The organism is Streptomyces sp. CB00316, assembly GCF_001905595.1.
Taxonomy (GTDB): domain Bacteria; phylum Actinomycetota; class Actinomycetes; order Streptomycetales; family Streptomycetaceae; genus Streptomyces.
In genome coordinates this window covers 337501-359502 of sequence record NZ_LIXI01000011.1, presented here as the reverse complement: position 1 = coordinate 359502, position 22002 = coordinate 337501, and the positions used below count along the sequence as shown (strand labels likewise).

General features: G+C 72.9%; 15 protein-coding genes and 1 pseudogene. 8 read left to right on the top strand and 8 right to left on the bottom strand.

Annotated elements, in window-relative coordinates; genetic code table 11:
* The first annotated feature begins 7 nt into the window (after nucleotides 1-7).
* Nucleotides 8-4762 carry a hypothetical protein gene (locus tag AMK21_RS28555; protein WP_073882050.1) on the top strand — a complete coding sequence of 1585 codons (4755 nt, stop codon included), beginning with the start codon at nucleotides 8-10 and terminating at the stop codon, nucleotides 4760-4762.
* Between the two features lie 83 nt (nucleotides 4763-4845).
* Here AMK21_RS28555 and AMK21_RS28550 read toward each other — a convergent pair whose 3' ends face one another.
* On the bottom strand, nucleotides 4846-5199 hold the full coding sequence (locus AMK21_RS28550; protein ID WP_073882121.1) for a hypothetical protein: 354 nt from the start codon (nucleotides 5197-5199) through the stop codon (nucleotides 4846-4848).
* Between the two features lie 625 nt (nucleotides 5200-5824).
* Here AMK21_RS28550 and AMK21_RS28545 point away from each other — a divergent pair.
* Genes AMK21_RS28545 through AMK21_RS28530 form a run of 4 tightly spaced genes read left to right on the top strand, consistent with a single transcriptional unit; the run spans nucleotide 5825 to nucleotide 10324 of the window.
* Nucleotides 5825-8803, top strand: coding sequence for a nitrate- and nitrite sensing domain-containing protein (locus tag AMK21_RS28545; RefSeq protein WP_073882049.1), 2979 nt, complete (start codon nucleotides 5825-5827; stop codon nucleotides 8801-8803).
* Nucleotides 8800-9243: a roadblock/LC7 domain-containing protein gene (locus AMK21_RS28540; RefSeq protein WP_015607287.1), complete on the top strand. Its 444-nt coding sequence runs from the start codon at nucleotides 8800-8802 to the stop codon at nucleotides 9241-9243. The genes AMK21_RS28545 and AMK21_RS28540 overlap by 4 nt, the downstream gene beginning before the upstream one ends.
* 9 nt (nucleotides 9244-9252) lie before the next feature.
* Nucleotides 9253-9735 (top strand): DUF742 domain-containing protein, encoded by a 483-nt coding sequence (locus AMK21_RS28535; protein WP_073882048.1) that lies wholly within the window; start codon nucleotides 9253-9255, stop codon nucleotides 9733-9735.
* On the top strand, nucleotides 9716-10324 hold the full coding sequence (locus tag AMK21_RS28530) for a GTP-binding protein (RefSeq protein WP_073882047.1): 609 nt from the start codon (nucleotides 9716-9718) through the stop codon (nucleotides 10322-10324). Before AMK21_RS28535 ends, AMK21_RS28530 begins: the two co-directional genes overlap by 20 nt.
* Before the next feature lie 136 nt (nucleotides 10325-10460).
* On the opposite strand, the gene AMK21_RS28525 is transcribed toward AMK21_RS28530, so the two are convergent.
* The 4 genes and pseudogenes from AMK21_RS28525 to AMK21_RS28510 all read right to left on the bottom strand — a co-directional run.
* Nucleotides 10461-11651 carry a lipid-transfer protein gene (locus AMK21_RS28525; RefSeq protein ID WP_073882046.1) on the bottom strand — a complete coding sequence of 397 codons (1191 nt, stop codon included), beginning with the start codon at nucleotides 11649-11651 and terminating at the stop codon, nucleotides 10461-10463.
* A complete protein-coding gene (locus AMK21_RS28520) occupies nucleotides 11648-12115 on the bottom strand; it encodes a Zn-ribbon domain-containing OB-fold protein (RefSeq protein WP_199863303.1) in 468 nt (155 codons plus the stop codon). The genes AMK21_RS28525 and AMK21_RS28520 overlap by 4 nt, the downstream gene beginning before the upstream one ends.
* Before the next feature lie 100 nt (nucleotides 12116-12215).
* Nucleotides 12216-12563, bottom strand: coding sequence for a DUF962 domain-containing protein (locus tag AMK21_RS28515; protein WP_073882045.1), 348 nt, complete (start codon nucleotides 12561-12563; stop codon nucleotides 12216-12218).
* Nucleotides 12564-12670: 107 nt separating this feature from the next.
* Nucleotides 12671-12853: pseudogene (locus AMK21_RS28510) on the bottom strand (M15 family metallopeptidase); the annotation flags it as partial.
* A gap of 233 nt (nucleotides 12854-13086) precedes the next feature.
* Between AMK21_RS28510 and AMK21_RS28505 the strand changes: the two are divergent.
* A complete protein-coding gene (locus AMK21_RS28505; RefSeq protein ID WP_073882044.1) occupies nucleotides 13087-13653 on the top strand; it encodes an NUDIX domain-containing protein in 567 nt (188 codons plus the stop codon).
* Nucleotides 13654-13660: 7 nt separating this feature from the next.
* On the opposite strand, the gene AMK21_RS28500 is transcribed toward AMK21_RS28505, so the two are convergent.
* Nucleotides 13661-16024, bottom strand: coding sequence for a glycoside hydrolase family 31 protein (locus AMK21_RS28500; protein WP_073882043.1), 2364 nt, complete (start codon nucleotides 16022-16024; stop codon nucleotides 13661-13663).
* Nucleotides 16025-16238: 214 nt separating this feature from the next.
* Between AMK21_RS28500 and AMK21_RS28495 the strand changes: the two genes are divergently transcribed.
* Together AMK21_RS28495 and AMK21_RS28490 are read left to right on the top strand one after the other, a co-directional pair.
* Nucleotides 16239-18218: an acetoacetate--CoA ligase gene (locus tag AMK21_RS28495; protein ID WP_073882042.1), complete on the top strand. Its 1980-nt coding sequence runs from the start codon at nucleotides 16239-16241 to the stop codon at nucleotides 18216-18218.
* Nucleotides 18219-18281: 63 nt separating this feature from the next.
* Nucleotides 18282-19229, top strand: coding sequence for a hypothetical protein (locus tag AMK21_RS28490; protein WP_073882041.1), 948 nt, complete (start codon nucleotides 18282-18284; stop codon nucleotides 19227-19229).
* Between the two features lie 70 nt (nucleotides 19230-19299).
* On the opposite strand, the gene ptsP is transcribed toward AMK21_RS28490, so the two are convergent.
* Together ptsP and AMK21_RS28480 are read right to left on the bottom strand one after the other, a co-directional pair.
* A complete protein-coding gene (gene ptsP, locus AMK21_RS28485) occupies nucleotides 19300-20970 on the bottom strand; it encodes a phosphoenolpyruvate--protein phosphotransferase (protein ID WP_073882040.1) in 1671 nt (556 codons plus the stop codon).
* Nucleotides 20971-21046: 76 nt separating this feature from the next.
* Nucleotides 21047-21496 carry a PTS sugar transporter subunit IIA gene (locus AMK21_RS28480; RefSeq protein WP_018512548.1) on the bottom strand — a complete coding sequence of 150 codons (450 nt, stop codon included), beginning with the start codon at nucleotides 21494-21496 and terminating at the stop codon, nucleotides 21047-21049.
* Nucleotides 21497-22002 lie beyond the last annotated feature (506 nt).

The window sequence follows — 22002 nt, the reverse complement described above, 5'->3', positions numbered from 1 at the left end:
CGCCGCCATGTACGAGTTGTCCCGGGTCCGCCTCTACTCCATCGGGCCTGCCGGTGCGCGCTACGCCGACACCGTCCTCGACCTGCGCGGCGTCGGTGCGCCCGTCCCCGACCCGGCCCCCGCCCAGGCGGAGTTCTTCGAGGACGAGCCGGTCGGCCCGCCGCGCCGCCCCGCCCCGGCGGGTGTGCTCTTCCTGGAGAACGGCGGCGGCAAGTCCGTCCTGCTGAAGCTGATCTTCTCGGTGATGCTCCCCGGCCACCGCAACACCCTCGGCGGCGCCAGCTCCGGCGTGCTCCGCAAGTTTTTGCTCGCCGACGACTGCGGCCATGTCGTCCTGGAGTGGCAGCACACCCTGACCGGTGAGTGCGTCGTCGTGGGCAAGGTCAGCGAGTGGCGGGGGCGGCAGGTCTCCAACGACCCGCGGAAGTTCGCCGAGGCCTGGTACTCCTTCCGGCCCGGTCCCGGGCTCAGCCTGGACAGCCTGCCCGTCGCGGAGGCCACCGCCGTCGGCCGCCCCCCCGAAGGGGTCTCCGGAGCCCGGGGCAGGCGCCGCACCATGAAGGGGTTCCGCGACGCCCTGGTGGACGCGGGCAAGTTCTACCAGCACCTCGACGTGCACTGGGAAGAGATCCACGACCGCTGGAACGAACACCTCGGCGACCTCGGACTCGACCCCGAACTCTTCCGCTACCAGCGCGAGATGAACGCCGACGAGGGCGAGGCCGCCGGACTCTTCGCGGTCAAGAAGGACTCCGACTTCACCGACCTGCTTCTCCGCGCCGTCACCGACACCCGCGACACCGACGGCCTCGCCGACCTGGTCAGCGGCTTCGGCAACAAGCTGGGCCGCCGCGCCGAGCTGACCGCCGAACGCGACTTCACCGCCGGCTCCGTCGACCTGCTCAACCGGATCGTCGAGGCGACCGGGGCCCGCGCCCGCAGCCGCGACATCCACGCCGCCGCCGAACGCCGCACCCGCACCCTGGCCCGCCGCCTCAGTGCCCGCGCCGCCGAGGAGCGCGGCCGCACCGCCGAGCTGGCCGAGCGGGTCACCGCCGCCGCCCACACCGTCACCGAGGCCGAGTCCACCCGCGGCCACCGCTCCCTCATCGCCGCCGAACTCGCCTACCGGCACGCCTCCCTGGCCTTGGCCGGCGCCGAGAAGAGCGCCGCCGCCGGACGCAGGGAGCTGGCCGAGGCACGCACCCTGCACGCCGCCTGGCAGGCCGCCGAGGCCGTCCTGCGCCACCGCGCCGCCGCCGACCGCTCCGCCAGGGTCGCCGTCGCCATCCGCGAGGCCGAGCGTGACGCCGCCCCTGCCCTCGCCGCCCGAGCCACCGCCGCCGCCGACCTCGTACGGGCGCTGCACACCGCCGCCGAGGACGGCGAGCGCGTCGCCAACGAGCAGGAGGAGCACTCCGACACCCTCCAGGCCACCGGCGAGCGCGCCCACCGCGACGCCACCGTCGCCGCCACCGAGGCGCAGCGCGCCCGCAGCGAGGCCGGCCACCTGCGCCAGCGCCTCGCCGAGGTCGAGCAGGAGACCACCGAGGCGGTCCAGGCCGGCTGGCTGGACAACACCGAGCCCGACGCCGACCCGGCCCGCGCCGCCCTGGCCGCCAGCGACGCCGAACAGTCCGCCGTCGCCGCATGGGACACCGCCCGCGAGGCCGCCCGCGCCGCCGCCGACCACGCCCGCGAGGCGGCGGCAGCCGAGAGCCGCGCCGAGCTGGCCGCCGCCCGCGCCGCCGACGGAGCCAAGGCGGCGGAGCAGGGTTACGAGGACGAGCTCAGGGCCGCCGAATCCATCGCCGCCGACCCTCGCCTCGCCGACCTGCTGGGCCTGCCCTCCGGCACCGGAGTCCCGCACCCCCGGCGGGGAGCGGCCGAGGAGACACCGGGCGGGGCACAGCGGGTCACCGCGCGCACCGGCCACCAGGGCGACGGCACCGCCACCGAGGCCGCCCCGGACGGCGCGGTCACCCTCGCCGACCAGCCCGCCCCGTCCCACCAGCCCCTCGGCGCCCAGGAGTTCGACCGCAGCGCCGACGAGTTGCGCGACCTCCTCGACCAGTCCGTCACCGACGCCGAGCGCCGCCTCTTCGACCTGCGCACCGCCGCAGCCGACGACGCCCGCATCCTCGGCGCCCTCGGCGAAGGCGGGCTGCTGCCGCCCGGCCCCGACGTCCTGGCCACCGTGGAATACCTGGGCGAGCACGGCATCCCGGCTCTGCCCGGCTGGCGCTATCTCGCCCAGGCCGTCGACCCGGCCGACCACGCCGCCGTCCTCGCCGCCCGCCCGGAGCTGGTCGACGGCGTCGTCATCACCGACCCCGACGCCCACACCCGCGCCCGCGAAGTCCTCGGCAGCGCCGCGCTGCTGCCCCGCTCCGCCGTCGCCGTCGGCACCGCCGCCGCTCTGCTCGCCCCCGTTCCAGCCCTCGCCACCGGATCCGACGCGCAGCACGACGGCGTCTTCCTCGTCCCGCCGAACCCGGCCATGCACGACGAGCACGCCGCCGACGAGGAGCGCCACGCCCTGCGCTCCCGCGCCGCCGCCCGCGACGAGGACATCAGGACCCTCGCAGCCCGCCTCTCGGCCGACCGTGCCCTCTCCTCCCGTATCGGTTCCTGGCGCGCCGACTGCCCGCCCGGCATGCTCGCCGAGCTGGCCGAAACCGCGGCGACCGCCCGTACGGCGGCCGAGCACGCCGAAGCCGTCCTCGCCGAGGCCCGCATCGCCCGCGCCGAGGCCGACGAGGCCGCCGCCGACACCGCCCGGGTCCGCGAGGAGCGGCAGGAGGCCGCCCAGCGCGCCCGCCGGGTCGCCGACGCGCTCGCCGGGCTCGCCCACCGGCTGCGGGAGCGGGCCGGCTGGCAGGTCCGGCTCCGCGAACTGGTCGACGAGGCCGCCGAGTCCGAGGCCCGCGCCGCAGTCTGCCTGGACCTGGCCCGCTCCGCCGACGAGGACCGCAGGGCAGCCCAGCGCGCCGGGGACGACGCCCGCCGCACCGCCCGCGCCCTGCGAGCCGAGCGCGCCGAGATCGCCGGAGCCCCGGAGATCCTCCCGGAACCCGACGAGACCAAGCCCCGCACCGCGCTGCCCACCCTGCGCGAGGCCTACCGGGCCGCCTCCCAGCTGTACGAGAAGGTCGGCGTCGGCGCCGACCTGCGCGCCGAACAGGCCCGCGCCGAGAGCGACGAGAGCGCCGCCCTCGCCGAGCTGGACCGCCTCACCAACAAGGTCCGCACCCGGGCCGCCCAGCTCCTGGAAGGCACCGACGGAGCCGACGGCCCCTCCCGCCAGGCGGCGGCGGCCCGCGCAGAGTCCCACGTACAGCTGCTGGAGACGCGGGCCTCCACCGCCAGCGAGCAGCTGGGCCGGTTCCGCGGCGAGGCCGAGCGGCTCGCCCCCGACGACGAGCGGCCGCACCACACCGAGCTCCCCGACGAGCTGGTCCCGGCCGACGCGGAGCAGGCCCAGGCCTTCCTGCGTACGGCCACCGCCGAACTGACCGCCGCCACCGCCGCGTTGGACACGGCCCGCGCCGCCCACAGCGAGCTGCTCCACGCCCACCGCACCGCCGAGGACTCGGCAGGCGGCTTCGACGAGACGGCAGCCCTCCTGCGCGACCTCCTCCGCGACCACGGGACGGAGGACGGCACCGAAGGCCCCGACCCGTACCCCGGCACCCTGGAGGAGGCCCGGCAGTCCGCCGCCGAGGCCCGCCGCTCCCTGCGCGGCTGTAGCACCGACCTCTCGGCAGCCGAGAGCGCCGTACGGGAAGCGAGCGACATCCTCGTCCGGCACGCCAACTCCACCCGCTACGAGCAGGTCCGCACCCCGGCCCGCCAGCAGATCCGCGAACTGCCCGCATCCGCGCTGCCGGAGCACGCCCAGAAATGGGCCGACGCCTTCGCGCCCCGGCTGCGCGTCCTGACCGACGAGCTGGTCCAGCTGGAGCGCAACCGCGACTCCATCGTCGACCGGCTGCGCGGCCTGGTCGAGTCGGCCCTCGCCACGCTTCGCTCGGCTCAGCGGCTCTCCCGGCTTCCCGAAGGGCTGGGGGAGTGGTCGGGGCAGGAGTTCCTCCGGATCCGCTTCGAGGAGCCCGACCAGGCCACCCTCACCGAACGCCTCGGCGAGGTCATCGACGAGGCCACGCACGCCGCCCTCAAGAAGAACTCCGACCTGCGCCGGGACGGCATGTCCCTGCTGCTGCGTGGTGTCGAGGCGGCCCTGCGGCCCAAGGGCATCGCCGTGGAGATCCTCAAGCCGGACGCCGTGCTCCGCGCCGAGCGGGTTCCGGTCGGGCAGATGGGCGACGTCTTCTCCGGCGGCCAGCTGCTCACCGCCGCCATCGCCCTCTACTGCACGATGGCGGCGCTGCGCAGCAACGACCGGGGCCGCGACCGCCACCGGCACGCGGGCACGTTGTTCCTGGACAACCCGATCGGCCGCGCCAACGCCACGTACCTGCTGGAGCTCCAGCGCGCGGTCTCCAACGCGCTCGGCGTGCAGCTGCTCTACACGACCGGCCTCTTCGACACGACCGCGCTCGCCGAATTCCCCCTCGTCATCCGGTTGCGCAACGACGCCGACCTGAGGGCCGGGCTGAAATACATCAGCGTGGAGGAGCACCTGCGCCCCGGGCTGCCGCAGCAGGACCCGGACGGCGAGACGGTCCATGGCGAGATCACGGCGACCCGCATGTTCAAGCGGAGCACACAGCAGGCCGCGGAGCCGCGGCCGGAGGCGTAACCCCCGGCTCCCGCGGACCCGATGAGGCAGCGGGTCCGCGGGCAGGCGTCACGCCCGGAGAGAGGTCCGCGGGCAGCTAGGCCTCAGGCCCGGGAGAGGTCGCCGGCGTTCCTGCGGCCGCGTATCCCGCCGCCCGCCTCGCCCCGCTCCGCCGCTCGCGCGGCCCGCTGGGCCCGCCGCCGCTCCCGGCGCATCTGCCGGGCGGTGCTGCTCGGCTCGGACACCACGCCGTGGCGTTGGTTCCACACCTGCCGGGTGACCCAGACGTCCAGCACCGCCCAGGTGGCGACCACCGTGCTCGCCACACTGCTGAGCACCATCGGGAAGGCCAGCCAGGAGCCGGTCAACGTGCTCAGGAAGGCGACCATCGCCTGGATGATCGTCAACGACATGATGAGGACGGCCCGCACCGCGGCCGTCCGCACCGCATCGGGCATCCGCCGCTTCCTGGCCGGCTCCTCCACCCACAACTGCCGCGGAACCCGCGCCCCGTACGCGGCGTCCGCCCTCGCGGTGCCGACCGGTGCTCCGGCGCTCCCGCGCTCCTGCGTGCTCAAGGTCCTTCAACTCCCCACCGCCGTCCGACTTCAGGGTGGCTGCCCGGCTCACTCCGGTTCTACGCGGGCGGATGGACTCCGTACCGCCGCGCGCCCCCGCCTTGCGTCTACCCCGTACATATGGACGAACCACCCGCTCCGAAGATTCCCGCTGAAAGCCACCGCAGAGCCCCAGAATGCTACGGATCGAATAATTCCAGCCAACTGATCCGGGCCCGAACTCGGGGGTTCGGTGGGGATCCTCTGTCGTTTTCGCGAATTTAATCTCCGGGAATACCGGGACAACTCATGATCAAATCCTGGTCGGACGGCCGAAAATCATCCGGACGTGTCTTCGAGTTGTCTCTGTGTCAGTAGTAGGCTCGCGCCGTTTATTGACGCAGGACGGACCCTCGCCCGCGTTGTCCGATGCGCGCCGGTGTATGTACGGCGGGCGTCGGGGCAGGGTCGAGGGACGACCGGGAGAAGACCACCCCCGCGGTGCGGGGCCGATCTGGGGGAGGCCATGCGCTTTCGCGGGAAGTCCATCCGCAGGAAGATCGTGGCGTTGCTGCTGGTGCCGCTCGTCTCCCTCACGGGCCTCTGGGTCCTCGCCACCTACGTCACCGGCCGCCAGGCGAGCGAGCTGATGAGCGTCAGCACCACCGTCGACAAGGTCGCCGGCCCCCTGGAGGAAGCGGTCCGGGTCGTGCAGGCCGAACGCCGGCAGACCCTGGTCTTCCTGGCCGACCCCCGCGCCTCCGACGCCCTGCCGCTCCTGCTGAGCCAACGCGCCGACACCGACCGGATCGTGGCGGAAGTCAGGGACAGCGCCCGGCAGAACGACGTCCGCGAGGCCCTCGACGCCGAGGCCCGCACCCGCCTCGACGCGATCCTGAGCGCCGTCGACGGCCTGGACTCCCTGCGCGAATCCGTCGAGAAGCGCACCATCGGCCGGACGAAGGCGCTGGACTTCTACAACGGTCTCGTCGACCCCGCGTACCGCTTCCTCAACGGTCTCCACACCACGGAGAACGGATCGCTGGACAAGCAGATGCGGGCGCTCGTCGGGATATCCCGGGCCCGTGAGATGCTGTCGCGCGAGGACGCGCTGGTCGCGTCGAGCCTCATCGCGGGCCGCTTCACCACCGCCGAACTGCGCCAGGTATCCGGCCTGGTGGCCCAGCGCGATCTGCTCTACGAGGTCAGCCTCGAAAACCTCCCCGCCGCCGAACGCCGCCGCGTCGAGCAGTTCTGGAGCAGCCCGGACGCCGAACCGCTGCGCACCGCCGAGGACACCCTGATCGCCGCCGGGCCCACCAAGCGCCTCGGCGCCGTCGACACCGAGCGCTGGCAGGAGGCGGCCCCGCCCGTGCTCGACCGGCTGGCCGACGACTCCACCGAGATGGGCAACCGCTTCCAGGACCGCGCGGAACCGGCCGGATACCGTGTCCTCGCCCAGGCCGGGATCGCCGGAGTCCTCGGCTTCCTGGCCCTGATCATCTCGATCTTCGTCTCCGTACGCATCGGCCGTGAACTCGTCCGTGACCTCTCCCGGCTGCGCAAGGAAGCCCACGAGGTCTCCGGCGTACGCCTGCCGAGCGTCATGCGGCGGCTGGCCTCCGGCGAACAGGTCGACGTCGAGACCGAGGCCCCGCACCTCACCTACGAGCGCGACGAGATCGGCCAGGTCGGCCAGGCGCTCAACACCCTCCAGCGCGCCGCTGTCGAGGCCGCCGTCAAGCAGGCGGACATGCGCCGAGGCGTCTCCGAGGTCTTCGTCAACCTCGCCCGCCGCAACCAGGTCCTCCTGCACCGCCAGCTGACGCTCCTGGACACCATGGAGCGCCGTACCGAGAACAGCGACGAGCTCGCCGACCTGTTCCGCCTCGACCACCTCACCACCCGTATGCGGCGCCACGCCGAAGGGCTCGTGATCCTCTCCGGCGCCGCACCCTCCCGCCAGTGGCGCAAGCCCATCCAGCTCATGGACGTGGTCCGCGCCGCCGTCGCCGAGGTCGAGGACTACGAACGCATCGAGGTGCGACGGCTGCCCCGGATCGGCGTGGGCGGCCCCGCCGTCGCCGACCTCACCCACCTCATCGCCGAACTCCTGGAGAACGCCACCGTCTTCTCACCCCCGCACACCGCGGTCCAGGTGCACGGCGAACGCGTCTCCAACGGCTTCACCCTCGAGATCCACGACCGCGGCCTCGGCATGCCCCCCGCGGTCCTCCTCGACGCCAACCTGAGGCTCGCCGAGACCCCAGACTTCGAGCTCTCCGACACCGACCGCCTCGGCCTCTTCGTGGTCAGCCGGCTCGCCCAGCGCCAGAACGTCCGGGTCTCCCTGCAGAAATCGCCGTACGGAGGCACCACCGCGGTCGTGTTCATCCCGGCCGCCCTCCTCACCGAGGCCCCCGAAACCCACGGCACCGGCTTCCGTCTCGACCGCCGCGCCGAGCGGGCCATCGGGAGCGGCCGCACCGACGGCGAAGCCCCGTCTGCCGACGGCACCACATCGGGCGGCGACCGCAGGGCCAACGGCCGGTCCGCCGTCCTCTCCCCGGTCCCCACCGGGCTCACCGGACCGGCGGTGCTCGACGGCCCGGTGGAGCTGGAAGCCCCGGTCGGCCCTCTGGACCTCACCGGCGACCGGCTGGACCGCGCCTCGGACCCGGCCCTCGATCCGGCCCTGGGCCCCGTACTCGACGGCGTCTGCGACCTGGAGGACACCGAGAGCGAGCGCGGCGGCATCTTCCGCGCCCGCGACCTGCGCCGCGACGACGGCAGGGACCCGCGCCGCGAGGACGACCGAGGCCCGCGCGGTGACGACGGCCGGGACCGGCGCCGGGCCACCGGCCGCGAACAGCACCAGCAGGCCCGCGACCATGGCGAGGGTCCCACGGCCGAGGTCCGCCCGATGCGCCCCGCGGGCCCGGTACCGCTGCCGCGCCGCACCCCGCCGACCCTCGTCACCGACCGGGGCCGCCGCGTGGACGACCAGGGCCCGGACCGAGACCTGGACCGGGACGGCGCCGAGCCGCCCGCGACCGCACCCCGCACCCCGACCGGCCCGGTCGCACACACCACCCCCTGGGCGGCCCGCGCCGCCCAGCGCACCCCCGCACCGTTCAGCGCCGCCGAACCATCCCGCACCACCGAACCCCCGCACACCCCAGAACCACCCCGCACCACCGAGGCGCGCCCCGAGAGCTCTCCGGCGTCGAGCGCCCCCGACACCGTGGGCGGCCTGCCCCGCCGGGTCCGGCAGGCCAGCCTCGCCCACCAGCTCCGTGCGGAGTCCGCCGACCGGACTCCGCATCGGGCGCCCGTGGACACGGTCGACGACTACGACCGTGACGCGGACGAGGTACGCAACCGCATGGCTTCACTCCAGCGCGGCTGGCAGCGCGGTCGTCGGCAGAACGCCGAGGACACACACGACGCGACCGGCCCCGAGGGAACAGCACCAGGAACCACTCCGGGAGGGGACGGTCGATGACCGCACCGAACGCCGCAGCACCCAACCCCGCACGCCACGGCTCGGGCGAGCTGAACTGGCTGCTCGACGAACTCGTCCAGCGCGTCGCCAGCATCCGCAAGGCGCTGGTGCTCTCCAGCGACGGGCTCGCCACCGGCACCTCGCAGGATCTGACCCGGGAGGACAGCGAGCATCTGGCCGCCGTCGCCTCCGGGTTCCACAGCCTCGCCAAGGGCGTGGGCCGCCACTTCGACGCGGGCCGGGTGCGCCAGACCGTCGTCGAACTGGACGAGGCGTTCCTCTTCGTGACCGCGGCCGGGGACGGCAGCTGTCTCGCCGTCCTGGCCGACGCGGACTCCGACGTGGGCCAGGTGGCGTACGAGATGACGCTGATGGTCAAGCGCGTGGGGGCCCACCTGGCCAACGCCCCACGGACGACCGGTCTGCCCGCCGGAGGGTGAGGGGCGGGCATGAGCGCTGACTCCCGCCGGGGCACGACCCCCGGATCCACGGACTCCGGATCCACGGGTCTCGGGGCCACGGGCCCCGGATCCCCGGACGCGGCCGCCGACCCCCAGTCCTCGCGGTGGTACGACGCGGAGGCCGGGCCGGTCGTCCGCCCGTACGCCATGACCCGGGGGCGTACCAGCAGCGCCTCCCGGCACCGGCTCGACCTGATCGCCCTCGTCGTTCCCGAACCGGCCGCCGAGGACCCCGGCCGGGACCAGACGCTCGCGCCCGAACACGTCACGATCGTCGAACTCTGCAGCGACATGCCCCAGTCGATCGCCGAGCTCGCCGCCGGACTCGACCTCCCGGTAGGGGTGGTACGGGTCTTGGTCGGCGATCTCGTCGAGGACGAACTGGTGCACGTCACCCGCCCCGTTCCCCCGGCCGAGCTGCCGGACGTGAACATTCTTCGCGAGGTAATCAATGGCCTTCGGGCGCTCTAGCCGCGTCAAGCAGCGGCCCGTCGAGCCCGTCACCCTGAAGATCCTGGTGGCGGGAGGGTTCGGCGTCGGCAAGACGACCGCGGTGGGCGCGGTCAGCGAGATCAGACCGCTGCGTACGGAGGAGCGCCTGAGCGAGGCGGGCCGCCCGGTGGACGACCTGGAGGGGGTCGAGTCCAAGACCACCACCACGGTCGCGATGGACTTCGGCCGGATCACGGTCCGCGAGGACCTGGTCCTCTACCTCTTCGGCACGCCGGGCCAGGACCGCTTCTGGTTCCTCTGGGACGAGCTGGCCCAGGGTGCCCTGGGAGCGGTCGTCCTCGCCGACACCCGGCGCCTGGAGGACTGCTTCGCCGCGGTCGACTACTTCGAACGCCGTCGGATCCCGTTCACCGTGGCCGTCAACTGTTTCGAGGGGGCGGGGCAGTTCCCCGCCGAGACCGTGCAGGCAGCCCTCGATCTCGACCCCGAGGTCCCGGTGCTGCTGTGCGACGCACGGGACCGCTCCTCCGTACGCGACGTCCTGATCGCGGTCGTCGAGCACGCCCTGGAGCGCGCGGCACGGGACCGCCCGCCCGTCGCCACCTGACGGCCCTGCGGTCGCACGCGTCGGCCCGCACCCCCGCCGACAGGGGTACGGGCCGCACTCGCAGCCCGGCGGGCCGGGCTGCGAGTGTTCTGCGTTCGTGACGAACCGTCAAGTCATGCCCAGGCGAGAGGTTTTCTCAGCAGACGGCCACCACCGCCGAACCGTGCCCGAAGAGCCCCTGATTCGCCGTGATGCCCACTCTGGCCCCCGGCACCTGGCGGTCTCCGGCCTCTCCGCGCAACTGCCAAGTCAGCTCGCACACCTGCGCGATCGCCTGCGCGGGCACCGCCTCCCCGAACGAGGCGAGCCCCCCACTCACGTTGACCGGGATGCGGCCGCCCAGCGCGGTGGCTCCCTCCCGTACCAGCTTCGCGCCCTCACCCGGACCGCACAGCCCGATGTCCTCGTACCACTCCAACTCCAGTGCGGTGGACAGGTCGTAGACCTCCGCCAGCGACAGATCCTCCGGCCCGATCCCCGCCTCCTCGTACGCGGCCCGGGCGATCGAGGACCGGAAGCTCTCCGACGACGGCTCCACGGCCACCGCCGAGTCGGTGCCGATGTCCGGCAGATCGAGGACGGTCCGCGGGAACGTCGGCGTCACGGTGGAGACGGCCCGGATCCGCACGGGATCGGCCGCCCCGCGCCGCCGCGCGAACTCCATACTGCACAGCACCAGAGCGGCGGCCCCGTCGGAGGTGGCGCAGATGTCCAGCAGTCGCAGCGGATCGGCGACCACGGCGGAGGCGGCGACCTCCTCCGCCGTCACCGGCGTCCGGTAGCGGGCGTACGCGTTCACCGCCCCCGCCGCCGAGTTCTTCACCTTGACCAGCGCGAAGTCCTCCGGCGTATCCCCGTACAGGGCCATCCGGCGGCGCGCGTACAGCCCGAAGTACGCCGGGTTCGTCGCCCCGAGCACCCGGAACCGCAGCCAGTCCGGGTCCTCCGGCCGCTCCCCGCCCGCCGGGGCGAAGAACCCCTTGGGCGCCGCGTCGGCCCCCACCACCAGGACCACGTCCGCCATGCCCGCCAGGATCTGGGCCCGCGCGGTGTTGAGCGCCTGTGCCCCCGAAGCGCACGCGGCGTACACGGAGGTCACCCGCGCCCCCTGCCACCCCAGCGCCCGCGCGAACGTCGCCCCGGCCACGTACCCCGGATAGCCGCCCCGGACCGTCTGCGCGCCGACCACCGACCCCACCTCGGGCCACCCGATACCCGCGTCGTCGAGAGCGGCACGCGCGGCGGCACGCCCGTACGCGACGAAGCTGCGCCCCCACTTGCCCCACGGATGCATCCCGGCCCCGAGGACAGCCACATCGCCGGTCACGGCAGGGAACCCTTCTCTGCGACGGGTCGCCAGTTCCACGTCGTGTGTACGGTGCCGGCTGCCCGGTCCTCGTCCAGGAGACCCGGCACCACCTCCACCACCGAGCCCACGGGCAGATCGTCCACGCCCAGCCCGGGCGCGGCCTGGCCCAGCACCACCATGCGCTCGGCCGCAAGCTCGACGGCGACCAGGGTGTACGGCACCCAGGGCACCTCGGGGTCGCTGACGTACGGGGGAGGGGGCCGGTAGCGCCCGTCGGTGCAGGACCACACCGTGCCCCGCCTCGAAAGCGGAACCTCCTCCAGCTCCCCGCCGGGGCAGCCCGGATTGCGGCAGTGACCGTCCTCGCGGGGGAAGTGGACCGATCGGCAGCCCGAACAGCGCGTGCCCAGCAGTCGGAACTCCTCCTCCGCGGTGTCCTCGGTGAACCAACCGGCCACCACGGGTATGCGCGTTCGCGGCAAAGCCCCTCCCGGGCACTGAATCTGATGGAACGTCAGAAGTGTGCCACGGGCGGCCGTCCCCGGCGAGAGGGGCGGACGTGAGAGCCGTTCCGCACGCGGCTCAGCCGTTCTCGGCCAGCCACTTCGCCGCGGTCTCGGCCAGCTCGGCGTCCCGCCCGGCCAGCATCATCCCGATCATCCGCGCGTCCCCACGCAACGACCACGCCGGATGCCCGAGCGTCGCCGGATTGTTCCTCTCGATCAGGAAATGCGCGGGCCAGGCCGTGCCGTACCCGATCAGAGGCAGCGCCGCCAGATACCGCTTCCGGCCCCGCACCAGCCCGTAGGCGGCGATGGTGAGGCCGGTGAGCGTGCCGGTCAGATGGACCCAGCGGGTGGCGGCACGAGAGTGCATCGCGACGTAGTACGGCCAGAATTCCTCGTACGAATCGAACGTCTGCTGTGACATACGGGCACCGTAGCCGCCCGACCGGCAACCGAACACGCCTCTTTCGCGTCCGAAATGAAGAACGGGCGGCCGGAGCCCACGGGGGTGGTCCCGGTCGCCCGTTCCTTTCATCGTCCTGCTACCGACCTGCGGTCCACCGGAAAGTCGAAGTAGGTGTCCGGGAACAGCTCGGGCTTGTAGGTGAAGTGCCACCACTCCTCGGGCAGGTTCACGGACCCCACCTCGGTCAACGTCCTCTTCAGGGACTGCCGGTTCGCGCGCTGCACCCCCCGAATCCGGGGGTCGTCCGATCCACCGAACGCAACGCCACGAACCCGTCGGGCGCCTTCGGTTCGGGGCGGACCTGTGCCGAAACCGATCCGGGCCGGGCCTGCGTCGGAGCGGGGGAGACGGCCGCGGTGGCGAGGGCAGTGGCGGCGACAGCGGTGGCCAGGGCGCGGAGAGCGGTACGCATTCCTGTCATGGTCACACCGTCTATCGGCTTCGGCGCCCCGGCGAAAGGACGATCGGATACAGTCCGCCCGTGTCCGAGCCCACCAACAGCCCCGCCCCGACGACCGGTCGGCAGCCGACCCCGTACGTCAGGGACTCCCACTGCTCCACCTGCGGAGCCCCGTACCCCGCCCTGGCTGCTCCCGGCACCTGGCCGCGCACCTGCCCCCGCTGCGGCACCACCGTCTACCGCAACCCGCTCCCGGTCGCCGTGGCGCTGCTCCCCGTGACCCGCCCGGCCTCGGCCGGACTCGTCGTCATCACGCGCACCATCCCGCCGCAGAAGGGCGGCACGGCACTGCCCGGCGGCTTCATCGACCATGCCGAGGACTGGCGCCACGCGGTCGTCCGCGAACTGCGCGAGGAGACCGGGATCGAGGCCGACGAACGGGACGTCCGCCTCGCCGACGCCCTCAGTGACACGGCCGGCCACCTCCTGCTCTTCGGGCTCCTCCCGCAGCGCCCCCTGACGAGCCTGCCGCCCTCCGTCCCCACCCGCGAGACCTCGGGGTACGAGATCCTCCAGGCCCCGCGCCCGCTGGCCTTCCCGCTGCACACGGAAGCGGTGAACGCCTGGTTCGCGGGCCGCTACGGCTGAGTCCTTGTTACTCCGCCACCCCCCGGACCCGCACCGGAAGCCCCACCGCCCCCGCCCCCTCCCCGCCGTCCCGCTCCACCACGACCCGTTCGCCCTCCCACCGCGACACATACCGCTCCGCTTCGGCCTCGGCCCACCCGTCACCCGGGTCCCGGACCACCAGCCCGCCCCCCCTACGCCCCGGCGCCGGCGCCCACACCTCCAGCTCCAGCTCACCGTCCGCGTCCCGCACCGGAACCACCGCCCCCGCCCGGGCCAGCACCGGAATCCGGGAAAGCGGCGCGTCCACCACCACCGGTCCCGGCCCCTCGTACGCCCGCCCGGTCACCGTGTCGTACCAGCGCCCCCGCGGCAGCCGCACCACCCGTCGGTCCGCACCGGCCTCCATCACCGGCGCCACCAGCAGCGCATCGCCCAGCAGGAACGTGTCCTCGCACCCCCGCAACGCCCGGTCACCGGGCGCCGCCCACCACACCGGCCGCACATAGGGCGCCCCCGACAGCCGCGCCACGTGCGACAGCGTCACGAAGTACGGGTGCAGCCGCTCCCGCTCCACCAGCGCCGCCCGCGCGTGGTCCAGCACCTCGGGCCCGAACTCCCACGGCTCCCGGCGCCCCGCGTCGATCGCCGAATGGGTCCGGAACAGCGGCAGGTAGGCGCCCAGCTGGAACCACCGCAGATACAGCTCCGGCGACGGGAACCCGTCGAACCCGCCCACATCCGGACCCGAGTACGGCACCCCGCACAGCCCGAGACCCAGCACCAGCGAGAGCGAGGCCCGCAGCCCCGGCCACCCGGTCGACACATCACCGGACCAGGTGCCCCCGTACCTCTGCATCCCCGCCCACCCCGACCGCGAGAACAGGAACGGCCGCTCCTCGGGACGCAGCCGCAGCAGCCCCTCGTACCCGGCACGCGCCATCGCCAGCCCGTACACGTTGTGCGCCTCGCGATGATCACCACCCGCGCCCTCCAGGACATGCCGGGCCGAACGAGGCAGTGACGGATCCCCGAACGCGGTGAACGACACCGGCTCGTTCATGTCGTGCCAGACCCCCGAGAAGCCCTGCCCAAGCCGCTCCTCGTACAGAGATCCCCACCATTCCCGCACAACCGGATCGGTGAAATCCGGATAGACGCACGCCCCCGGCCACACCTCACCCACCACCACCCGCCCCCGCGCGTCCCGGACGTACGCCCCACGCTCCCCGAGCGCCACGCCCGCGTCGAACACCGCGTCCCCCGGCGCCGCCTTCACCGCCGGATCCACGATCGACACCAGCCGCACGCCCTCCTCGCACAACTCCTTCGCCAGCCCGGGCAGCGAAGGGAACCGCCCCCGGTCGACCGTGAACACCCGGTGCGCGTCGTAGTGGTCGATGTCCAGATGCAGCACGGACAGCGGGAGCCCCCGCTCCCGGTACCCGGCCACCACCCGCCGCACCTCCCGCTCACTCCCGAACCCCCACCGGGCGTGCTGCGGCCCCAGCGCCCACGACGGCGGCACCGCCGGCGCACCCGTCAGCGCCGTCCACCCCCGCAGCACCCGGGCCGGCGTCCCCGCCACCACCCAGCACCGCAGCGGACCACCCTCCATCCGCACCTCACAGGTCCCCGGCCGGTCGTGCCCGGAGCCCGCGCCCTCCTCGCCCTCCCGCACCACCACCCGGCCCGCCCAGGTGTTGTCGTGGAACGCCAGGTGCGTCCCCGCGTCCGACACCACCACCTGCACCGGCATCGTCAGATACAGCGGATCGTCCCCCGGACCGAACCGCCCGCCCGGGTCCGTGTTCCACAGCCCGTACGCCCCGTCCCGCAGCCGGGGCCCCGACGCCCGCCCGCCGAGACCGAAGAACCGCGCGTCCGCCGGCACCTCCGACCGCTGCACCCACCGCACCGCGCCCCCGCCCACCGGCTCCCACCAGCGCGGCGGCAGCTCCCGCCGCAGCAGCACCCCGCCCGGGGTCCGCAGCTCCACCGCACCGGTCCGCGACACCACCACGGTCAGCCGCTCGGAGACCACCTGCCAGCCGCCGTCCTTGTCCGGCTCCAGCACCGCCCGCGGATCCGCCGCCGGCACCTCACCCGCCAACGCGTACGACGGCAGCGGATCGGCCCCGTCCCACGCCCAGAACACCGCACCGCCCACCGCCACCCGGATCCGCAGCTCCGAACGGGCGAACCGCACCACACCCCCGCCCGGACCCGGCTCCGCCCCCACCAGAGCACCGGGCACCCGGGCCCGCTCCGCACCGCGCGGAGGCAGCGCACGCGCATCCGCCGACCGGCGCCGCCAGGCCGCGCGCACCGTACGCAGCCCCCGTACCGAACCGACCAACCTCACCCGACGCACCAGGTCACGACCGTCCATGGCGCACACCCTGCCACCCGCCAGGACCGCAGAACCCCCCGTTCAACTCCCGTTCACCCACCTCGGCCGAGGAATCGAAGCCGGCATCACGCCGGGCCACCCTGGTGCCGAAGACGATCACATGGCATCGTCCGTGTCAGCCGCTCACGCGCACACCCCAGCCCGTGCGCGCCCACACGCCACCCGCGTACCCGTCCAGCCAGGGAGCCGCCCCATGACCGCAGCCACGCCCGACGCCCCCCTCTGGCAGCCCAGCCCCGAGCGCATCGAGGCCGCGGCCGTGACCCGCTTCCAGAGCTGGGCCGCGAGCCGCTTCGGGGCTCCGGCCGAGGGCGGGTACGAGGCCCTGCACCGCTGGTCCGTCGACGAGCTCGACACCTTCTGGCAGGCCGTCGCCGAGTGGTTCGACATCCGCTTCTCCAGGCCGTACGAGAGCGTCCTCGGCGACCGCACCATGCCCGGCGCCACCTGGTTCCCCGGCGCCACCCTCAACTACGCCGAGCACGCCCTGCGCACCGCGGAGAACCCGGCCCGCGCGGACAGCCCCGCCCTGCTGTACGTCGACGAGACCCACACCCAGGTGCCCATCAGCTGGGCCGAACTCCGCCGCCAGGTCGGCGCCCTCGCCGCCGAACTCCGCGCCCTCGGCGTCACCCCCGGCGACCGTGTCAGCGGCTACCTCCCGAACATCCCGCAGGCCGTCGTCGCCTTCCTGGCCACCGCGGCCGTCGGCGGCGTCTGGACCTCCTGCGCCCCCGACTTCGGCGCCCGCAGCGTCCTCGACCGGTTCCAGCAGATCGAACCCGTCGTCCTCTTCACCGTCGACGGCTACCGCTACGGCGGCAAGGAGCACGACCGCACGGAGACCGTCGCCGAACTCCGCCGCGAGCTGCCCACCCTGCGCGCCGTCGTCCACATCCCGCTGCTCGGCACCGACGCCCCCGAAGGCGCCCTCGCCTGGGCCGCCCTCACCTCCGCCGACACCGAGCCGGTCTTCGAACAGGTCCCCTTCGACCACCCGCTCTGGGTCCTCTACTCCTCCGGCACCACCGGCCTGCCCAAGGCCATCGTCCAGTCCCAGGGCGGCATCCTGCTCGAACACTTCAAGCAGCTCGGCCTCCACTGCGACCTCGGCCCCGAGGACCGCTTCTTCTGGTACACCTCCACCGGCTGGATGATGTGGAACTTCCTCGTCTCCGGCCTCCTCACCGGCACCACCGTCGTCCTGTACGACGGCAGCCCCGGTCACCCGGACGTCAGCGCCCAGTGGCGGATCGCCGAACAGACCGGCGCCACCCTCTACGGCACCTCCGCCGCGTACGTCATGGCCTGCCGCAAGGCCGACATCCACCCGGGCCGCGACTTCGACCTCTCCCGCGTCCAGTGTGTCGCCACCACCGGCTCCCCGCTCCCGCCCGACGGCTTCCGCTGGCTCCACGACGAGGTGGCCGAGGACCTCTGGATCGCCTCGGTCAGTGGCGGCACCGACGTCTGCAGTTGCTTCGCCGGAGCGGTCCCCACGCTCCCGGTCCACATCGGCGAGCTCCAGGCCCCCTGCCTCGGCACCGACCTCCAGTCCTGGGACCCGGCCGGCAAGCCCCTCACGGACGAGGTCGGCGAACTGGTGGTGACCAACCCGCTCCCGTCCATGCCGATCCGCTTCTGGAACGACCCCGACGGCAGCCGCTACCACGACAGCTACTTCGACATGTACCCCGGCGTCTGGCGCCACGGCGACTGGATCACCATCACCGACCACGGCTCGGTGATCATCCACGGCCGCTCCGACTCCACCCTGAACCGCCAGGGCGTCCGCATGGGCTCCGCCGACATCTACGAGGCCGTGGAACGGCTCCCCGAGATCCGCGAGTCCCTCGTCATCGGCCTCGAAGAGCCTGACGGCGGGTACTGGATGCCGCTCTTCGTCCACCTCGCCGAAGGCGCCACCCTCGACGACGACCTGCGCGCCGCGATCAAGGCGACCATCCGCGAGAACCTCTCCCCGCGCCACGTACCGGACGAGGTCATCGAGGTCCCCGCCATCCCGCACACCCTCACCGGCAAGCGCATCGAGGTCCCGGTCAAGCGCCTGCTCCAGGGCACCGAGCTCGCCAAGGCGGTCAACCCGGGTTCCGTCGACAACCTCGACCTGCTCCACTTCTACGCCGAACTGGCCGCGAACCGCCGCCGCTAGGCCGCTTGTCAGTCCCCCTGGTTACGCTGAGTGAGCAAGGATTCACCGCGCACAGGGGGACACATGGCGCAGCAGGACAACACCAAGCACAGCTCCGCACCCAACGCGAAGCACCGCATCAAACCCGGCACCAAACAGGGCACCACCCTGCGACGCACACTGCGCCGCGAAGCCCCCAGCACCGTCGGCCTCCTGGTCGACGCCCAGGACTTCGCGGTCATGCGCCGCTACCGCACCTTCCCCTTCGACGACCACACCGCCTATCTGCACCAGGTCGAGGGCCTGCTCAAGACACTGGCCGCCCAGGGCGTGCACACCACGATCGCCCTCTTCGACCCCGAGGACTACGCGGAGTTCTGTGCCGAGTCCGGACTCGACGCGGACACCGGCGCCAGCCGCAGCCGCTTCACCGCCGAGATCGCCGCCGCCGGAGCCACCGTCGCCTACACCGGCCAACGGCTGAGCGACCTCATCCCGCTTCTGGTCTCCCGCGCGGTCCGCCAGGCCACCTGGGAGTACGCCACGCTCCTCCTCGCCGACCTCGGCGCCTGCGTTGACTGCGGCCAGGACATCGGACGCGCGGCCTTCGACCGGGCCTCCCACCTCCTGACACGCCTGCTGGAAACGGCAGGGCCGGGCACTCACCACCTGGTCTGCTCCACCCCGACGGAGAACGACCAGCTCCTCGCGGTGCTCCACACCTACCGAGACGCCACGGGACCGGCCTGCCTGGACACCTCGGAAGGAGCGGAGTTCGCCACCGTGCTCGCAGTGGCGATCGCCCTGGAGTCGCCCGGGGGAGTGGTGCTCCGCACCAGCACCCCCGACAGCCCGGACCGCGTCCACGGCTGGCGACTGGCGACTGGCGCCCTCGCCCCGCTCACCGCGGGCGAGGTCTTCAACGCCTACTGCACCGACGCCGAGACCGGAGAGCCCGTCTCCCCGGAATCCGGCGTGGAGTACAGCGCCGGCTTCGACATCGGAGCCGACCCCGCGGAGAGGCACCACTGACGAGGGCACACAGAAGGAGGGGCTCCCCGCCCCATGGCGGGAAGCCCCTCCGACAGACAACGCCGTGCGGCTACTCGCCGGACAGCACAGCCTGAGCGGCGTCGCGCGCCTCTTCGGCGGAGTCGGCCGACCGGGCGGCGTTGGCCGCACGCTCGCACTGGGCCAGCGTGTACTTGGCCAGCGTGGCGCGCACATAGGGAATGGACGCGGCACCCATGGAGAGCGAGGTGACACCCAGACCGGTCAGCACACAGGCCAGCAGCGGATCCGCGGCGGCCTCACCACAGACACCACAGCTCTTGCCCTCGGCGCGAGCCGCCTCGGCGGACAGCGCGACGAGATCCAGCAGCGCCGGCTGCCACGGGTCCTGGAGCCGCGACACCGCACCCACCTGACGGTCGGCCGCGAAGGTGTACTGCGCCAGGTCGTTGGTTCCCAGCGACAGGAACTCGACCTCCTGGAGGATCGACCGTGCCCGCAGAGCGGCGGACGGAATCTCCACCATCGCCCCGAACTTCGCCTGCAGTCCGGCCTCACGGCACGCGTCCGCGAACGCCTTGGCGTCGATGCGGTCGGCCACCATGGGCGCCATGACCTCCAGGTACACCGGCAGACCCTCGGCGGCCTTCGCCAGTGCGGTCAGCTGCGTACGCAACACCTCCGGGTGGTCCAGCAGGCTGCGCAGCCCCCGGACACCGAGCGCCGGGTTCGGCTCGTCGGCCGGCGTCAGGAAGTCCAGCGGCTTGTCGGCGCCGGCGTCCAGTACGCGCACGACGACACGCCCCTCGGGGAACGCTTCCAGCACCGCACGGTAGGCCGCGACCTGCTTCTCCTCGGAAGGAGCCTGCTTGCTGTCGTCCAGGAAGAGGAACTCGGTGCGGAACAGCCCGACGCCCTCGGCCCCCGCCTCGACCGCCGCGGGCACGTCGCCCGGACCGCCGACATTGGCGAGCAGCGGCACCTTGTGCCCGTCGGACGTTGCGCCCGGACCGGTCGAGGAGGACAGCGCCGCCTTACGAGCAGCGGCGGCGGCCTCCATCTCCGCACGCTTCTCGGCGCTCGGATCGACGAAGATCTCGCCGGTGCTGCCGTCCACCGCAACGACCGTGCCCTCGGCCAGCTCACCGGCGCCGGGCAGAGCCACCACGGCCGGAACACCGAGCGCCCGCGCCAGGATGGCACTGTGGCTGGTCGGCCCACCCTCCTCGGTGACGAAGCCGAGCACCAGAGTCGGGTCGAGCAGCGCCGTGTCCGCCGGCGCCAGATCGCGGGCGATGAGCACGTACGGCTCGTCGCTGTCCGGAACCCCGGGCATCGGCACACCGAGCAGCCGAGCCACGATCCGGTTCCGTACGTCGTCGAGGTCGGCGACCCGCCCGGCCAGGTACTCCCCGGCATTGGCGAGCAGCGCCCGGTACGCGGCGAACGCGTCGTACACCGCGCGCTCAGCGGTGCTGCCCACGGCGATACGCCGGTCGACATCGGACATCAACTCGGGGTCCTGGGCCATCATGGCCTGCGCCTCGAGCACATGCTGTGCCTCACCGCCGGCCAGATTGCCGCGCGCGATCAGATCAGCCGCGACGGCCTCCACCGCCTGCCGGGCGCGCCCCTGTTCGCGACCGGCCTCCTCCGCGGGAATCGATTTGGCGGGTGGCTCCAGCACCGCCGTACCCATGTGCCGAACCTCGCCGATGGCCACACCGTGGCTCACGCCGACGCCTCGCAGCGTTGTCTCCATTTCACCCGTCTCCGGTTGTGCGGCGACCGAGCCACCGCGGTGGTTGTGCAACTGGCTTGTCACTGCGCCCGAGGTGTTACTGCCAGCCGAAGAGCGTGTCGCCGACTTTCACGTCCCCGTCCTCACGGACATCGGAGAGCGACTCGGCGGTGGCCTCCAGGGCCACGATCGGGCAGATGGGCGACTTACCGGCCGCCTCGACGCCGGCCGGGTCCCAGCGCACGATGCTCTGGCCACGGGTCACCGTGTCCCCCTTGTTGACGAGAAGTTCGAAGCCCTCGCCGTTGAGCTGGACGGTGTCGATACCGAGGTGCGTCAGAACCCCGTGCCCGTCGGCGTCGACGACGACGAACGCGTGCGGGTGCAGAGAGACGACGATGCCGTCGACCGGGGACACGGCCTCGGAGGGCTCACGTACGGGGTCGATGGCGGTGCCGGGACCGACCATCGCGCCGGAGAAGACCGGGTCGGGAACCGCGGTGAGTCCGATGGCGCGTCCAGCAAGAGGGGACGTCACGTTGGTCATGGGGAGCCTCCCAGGAGGTGGAGATTCAGGTGTCGCCGCCGCGGCTGATGTGGGGGCGGCGTACTGCTCAGCAGAGTAAGTCATATGAAGTCCCGGTTCCGCCCGAGACCGCCCGGTTGACAGGCCTAGGAGTGCCCCGCAAGCGATTTGCCTCGATGCCCGGCGGCCTGTACTGTCGTACTCCTGCCTGACCCCAACGCGACTTTGAGTCGGGGGTCGGCGGCGACCTTTAAGCCTAGATCCTAACCCTGAACCTCTCTTTGGCATGCCCGAGGGACGTGGTCAGGGAAACGGAGAAGGCCTGATAGAGTCGGACTCGCCGAAAGGGAATACCGCGAAAAGCGAATTACCTGAAGCGAAGAGCGAGACCCGCTTCGACCGGGAATCGGACAGATAAGAGTCTGATAGAGTCGGAAAGGCAAGAACGAAGGGAAGCGCCCGGAGGGCCCCGGTGAAACGGGACCGAAGGAAGCGTCCGTTCCTTGAGAACTCAACAGCGTGCCAAA

Coding starts and splice junctions, on each gene's coding strand:
- AMK21_RS28535 (WP_073882048.1), top strand. CDS start 9,253: ATGAGCGCTGACTCCCGCCGGGGCACGACCCCCGGATCCACGGACTCC.
- AMK21_RS28515 (WP_073882045.1), bottom strand. CDS start 12,563: ATGTCACAGCAGACGTTCGATTCGTACGAGGAATTCTGGCCGTACTAC.
- AMK21_RS28500 (WP_073882043.1), bottom strand. CDS start 16,024: ATGGACGGTCGTGACCTGGTGCGTCGGGTGAGGTTGGTCGGTTCGGTA.
- AMK21_RS28555 (WP_073882050.1), top strand. CDS start 8: ATGTACGAGTTGTCCCGGGTCCGCCTCTACTCCATCGGGCCTGCCGGT.
- AMK21_RS28480 (WP_018512548.1), bottom strand. CDS start 21,496: ATGACCAACGTGACGTCCCCTCTTGCTGGACGCGCCATCGGACTCACC.
- AMK21_RS28530 (WP_073882047.1), top strand. CDS start 9,716: ATGGCCTTCGGGCGCTCTAGCCGCGTCAAGCAGCGGCCCGTCGAGCCC.
- AMK21_RS28495 (WP_073882042.1), top strand. CDS start 16,239: ATGACCGCAGCCACGCCCGACGCCCCCCTCTGGCAGCCCAGCCCCGAG.
- AMK21_RS28540 (WP_015607287.1), top strand. CDS start 8,800: ATGACCGCACCGAACGCCGCAGCACCCAACCCCGCACGCCACGGCTCG.
- AMK21_RS28550 (WP_073882121.1), bottom strand. CDS start 5,199: ATGCCCGATGCGGTGCGGACGGCCGCGGTGCGGGCCGTCCTCATCATG.
- ptsP (WP_073882040.1), bottom strand. CDS start 20,970: ATGGAGACAACGCTGCGAGGCGTCGGCGTGAGCCACGGTGTGGCCATC.
- AMK21_RS28490 (WP_073882041.1), top strand. CDS start 18,282: ATGGCGCAGCAGGACAACACCAAGCACAGCTCCGCACCCAACGCGAAG.
- AMK21_RS28545 (WP_073882049.1), top strand. CDS start 5,825: ATGCGCTTTCGCGGGAAGTCCATCCGCAGGAAGATCGTGGCGTTGCTG.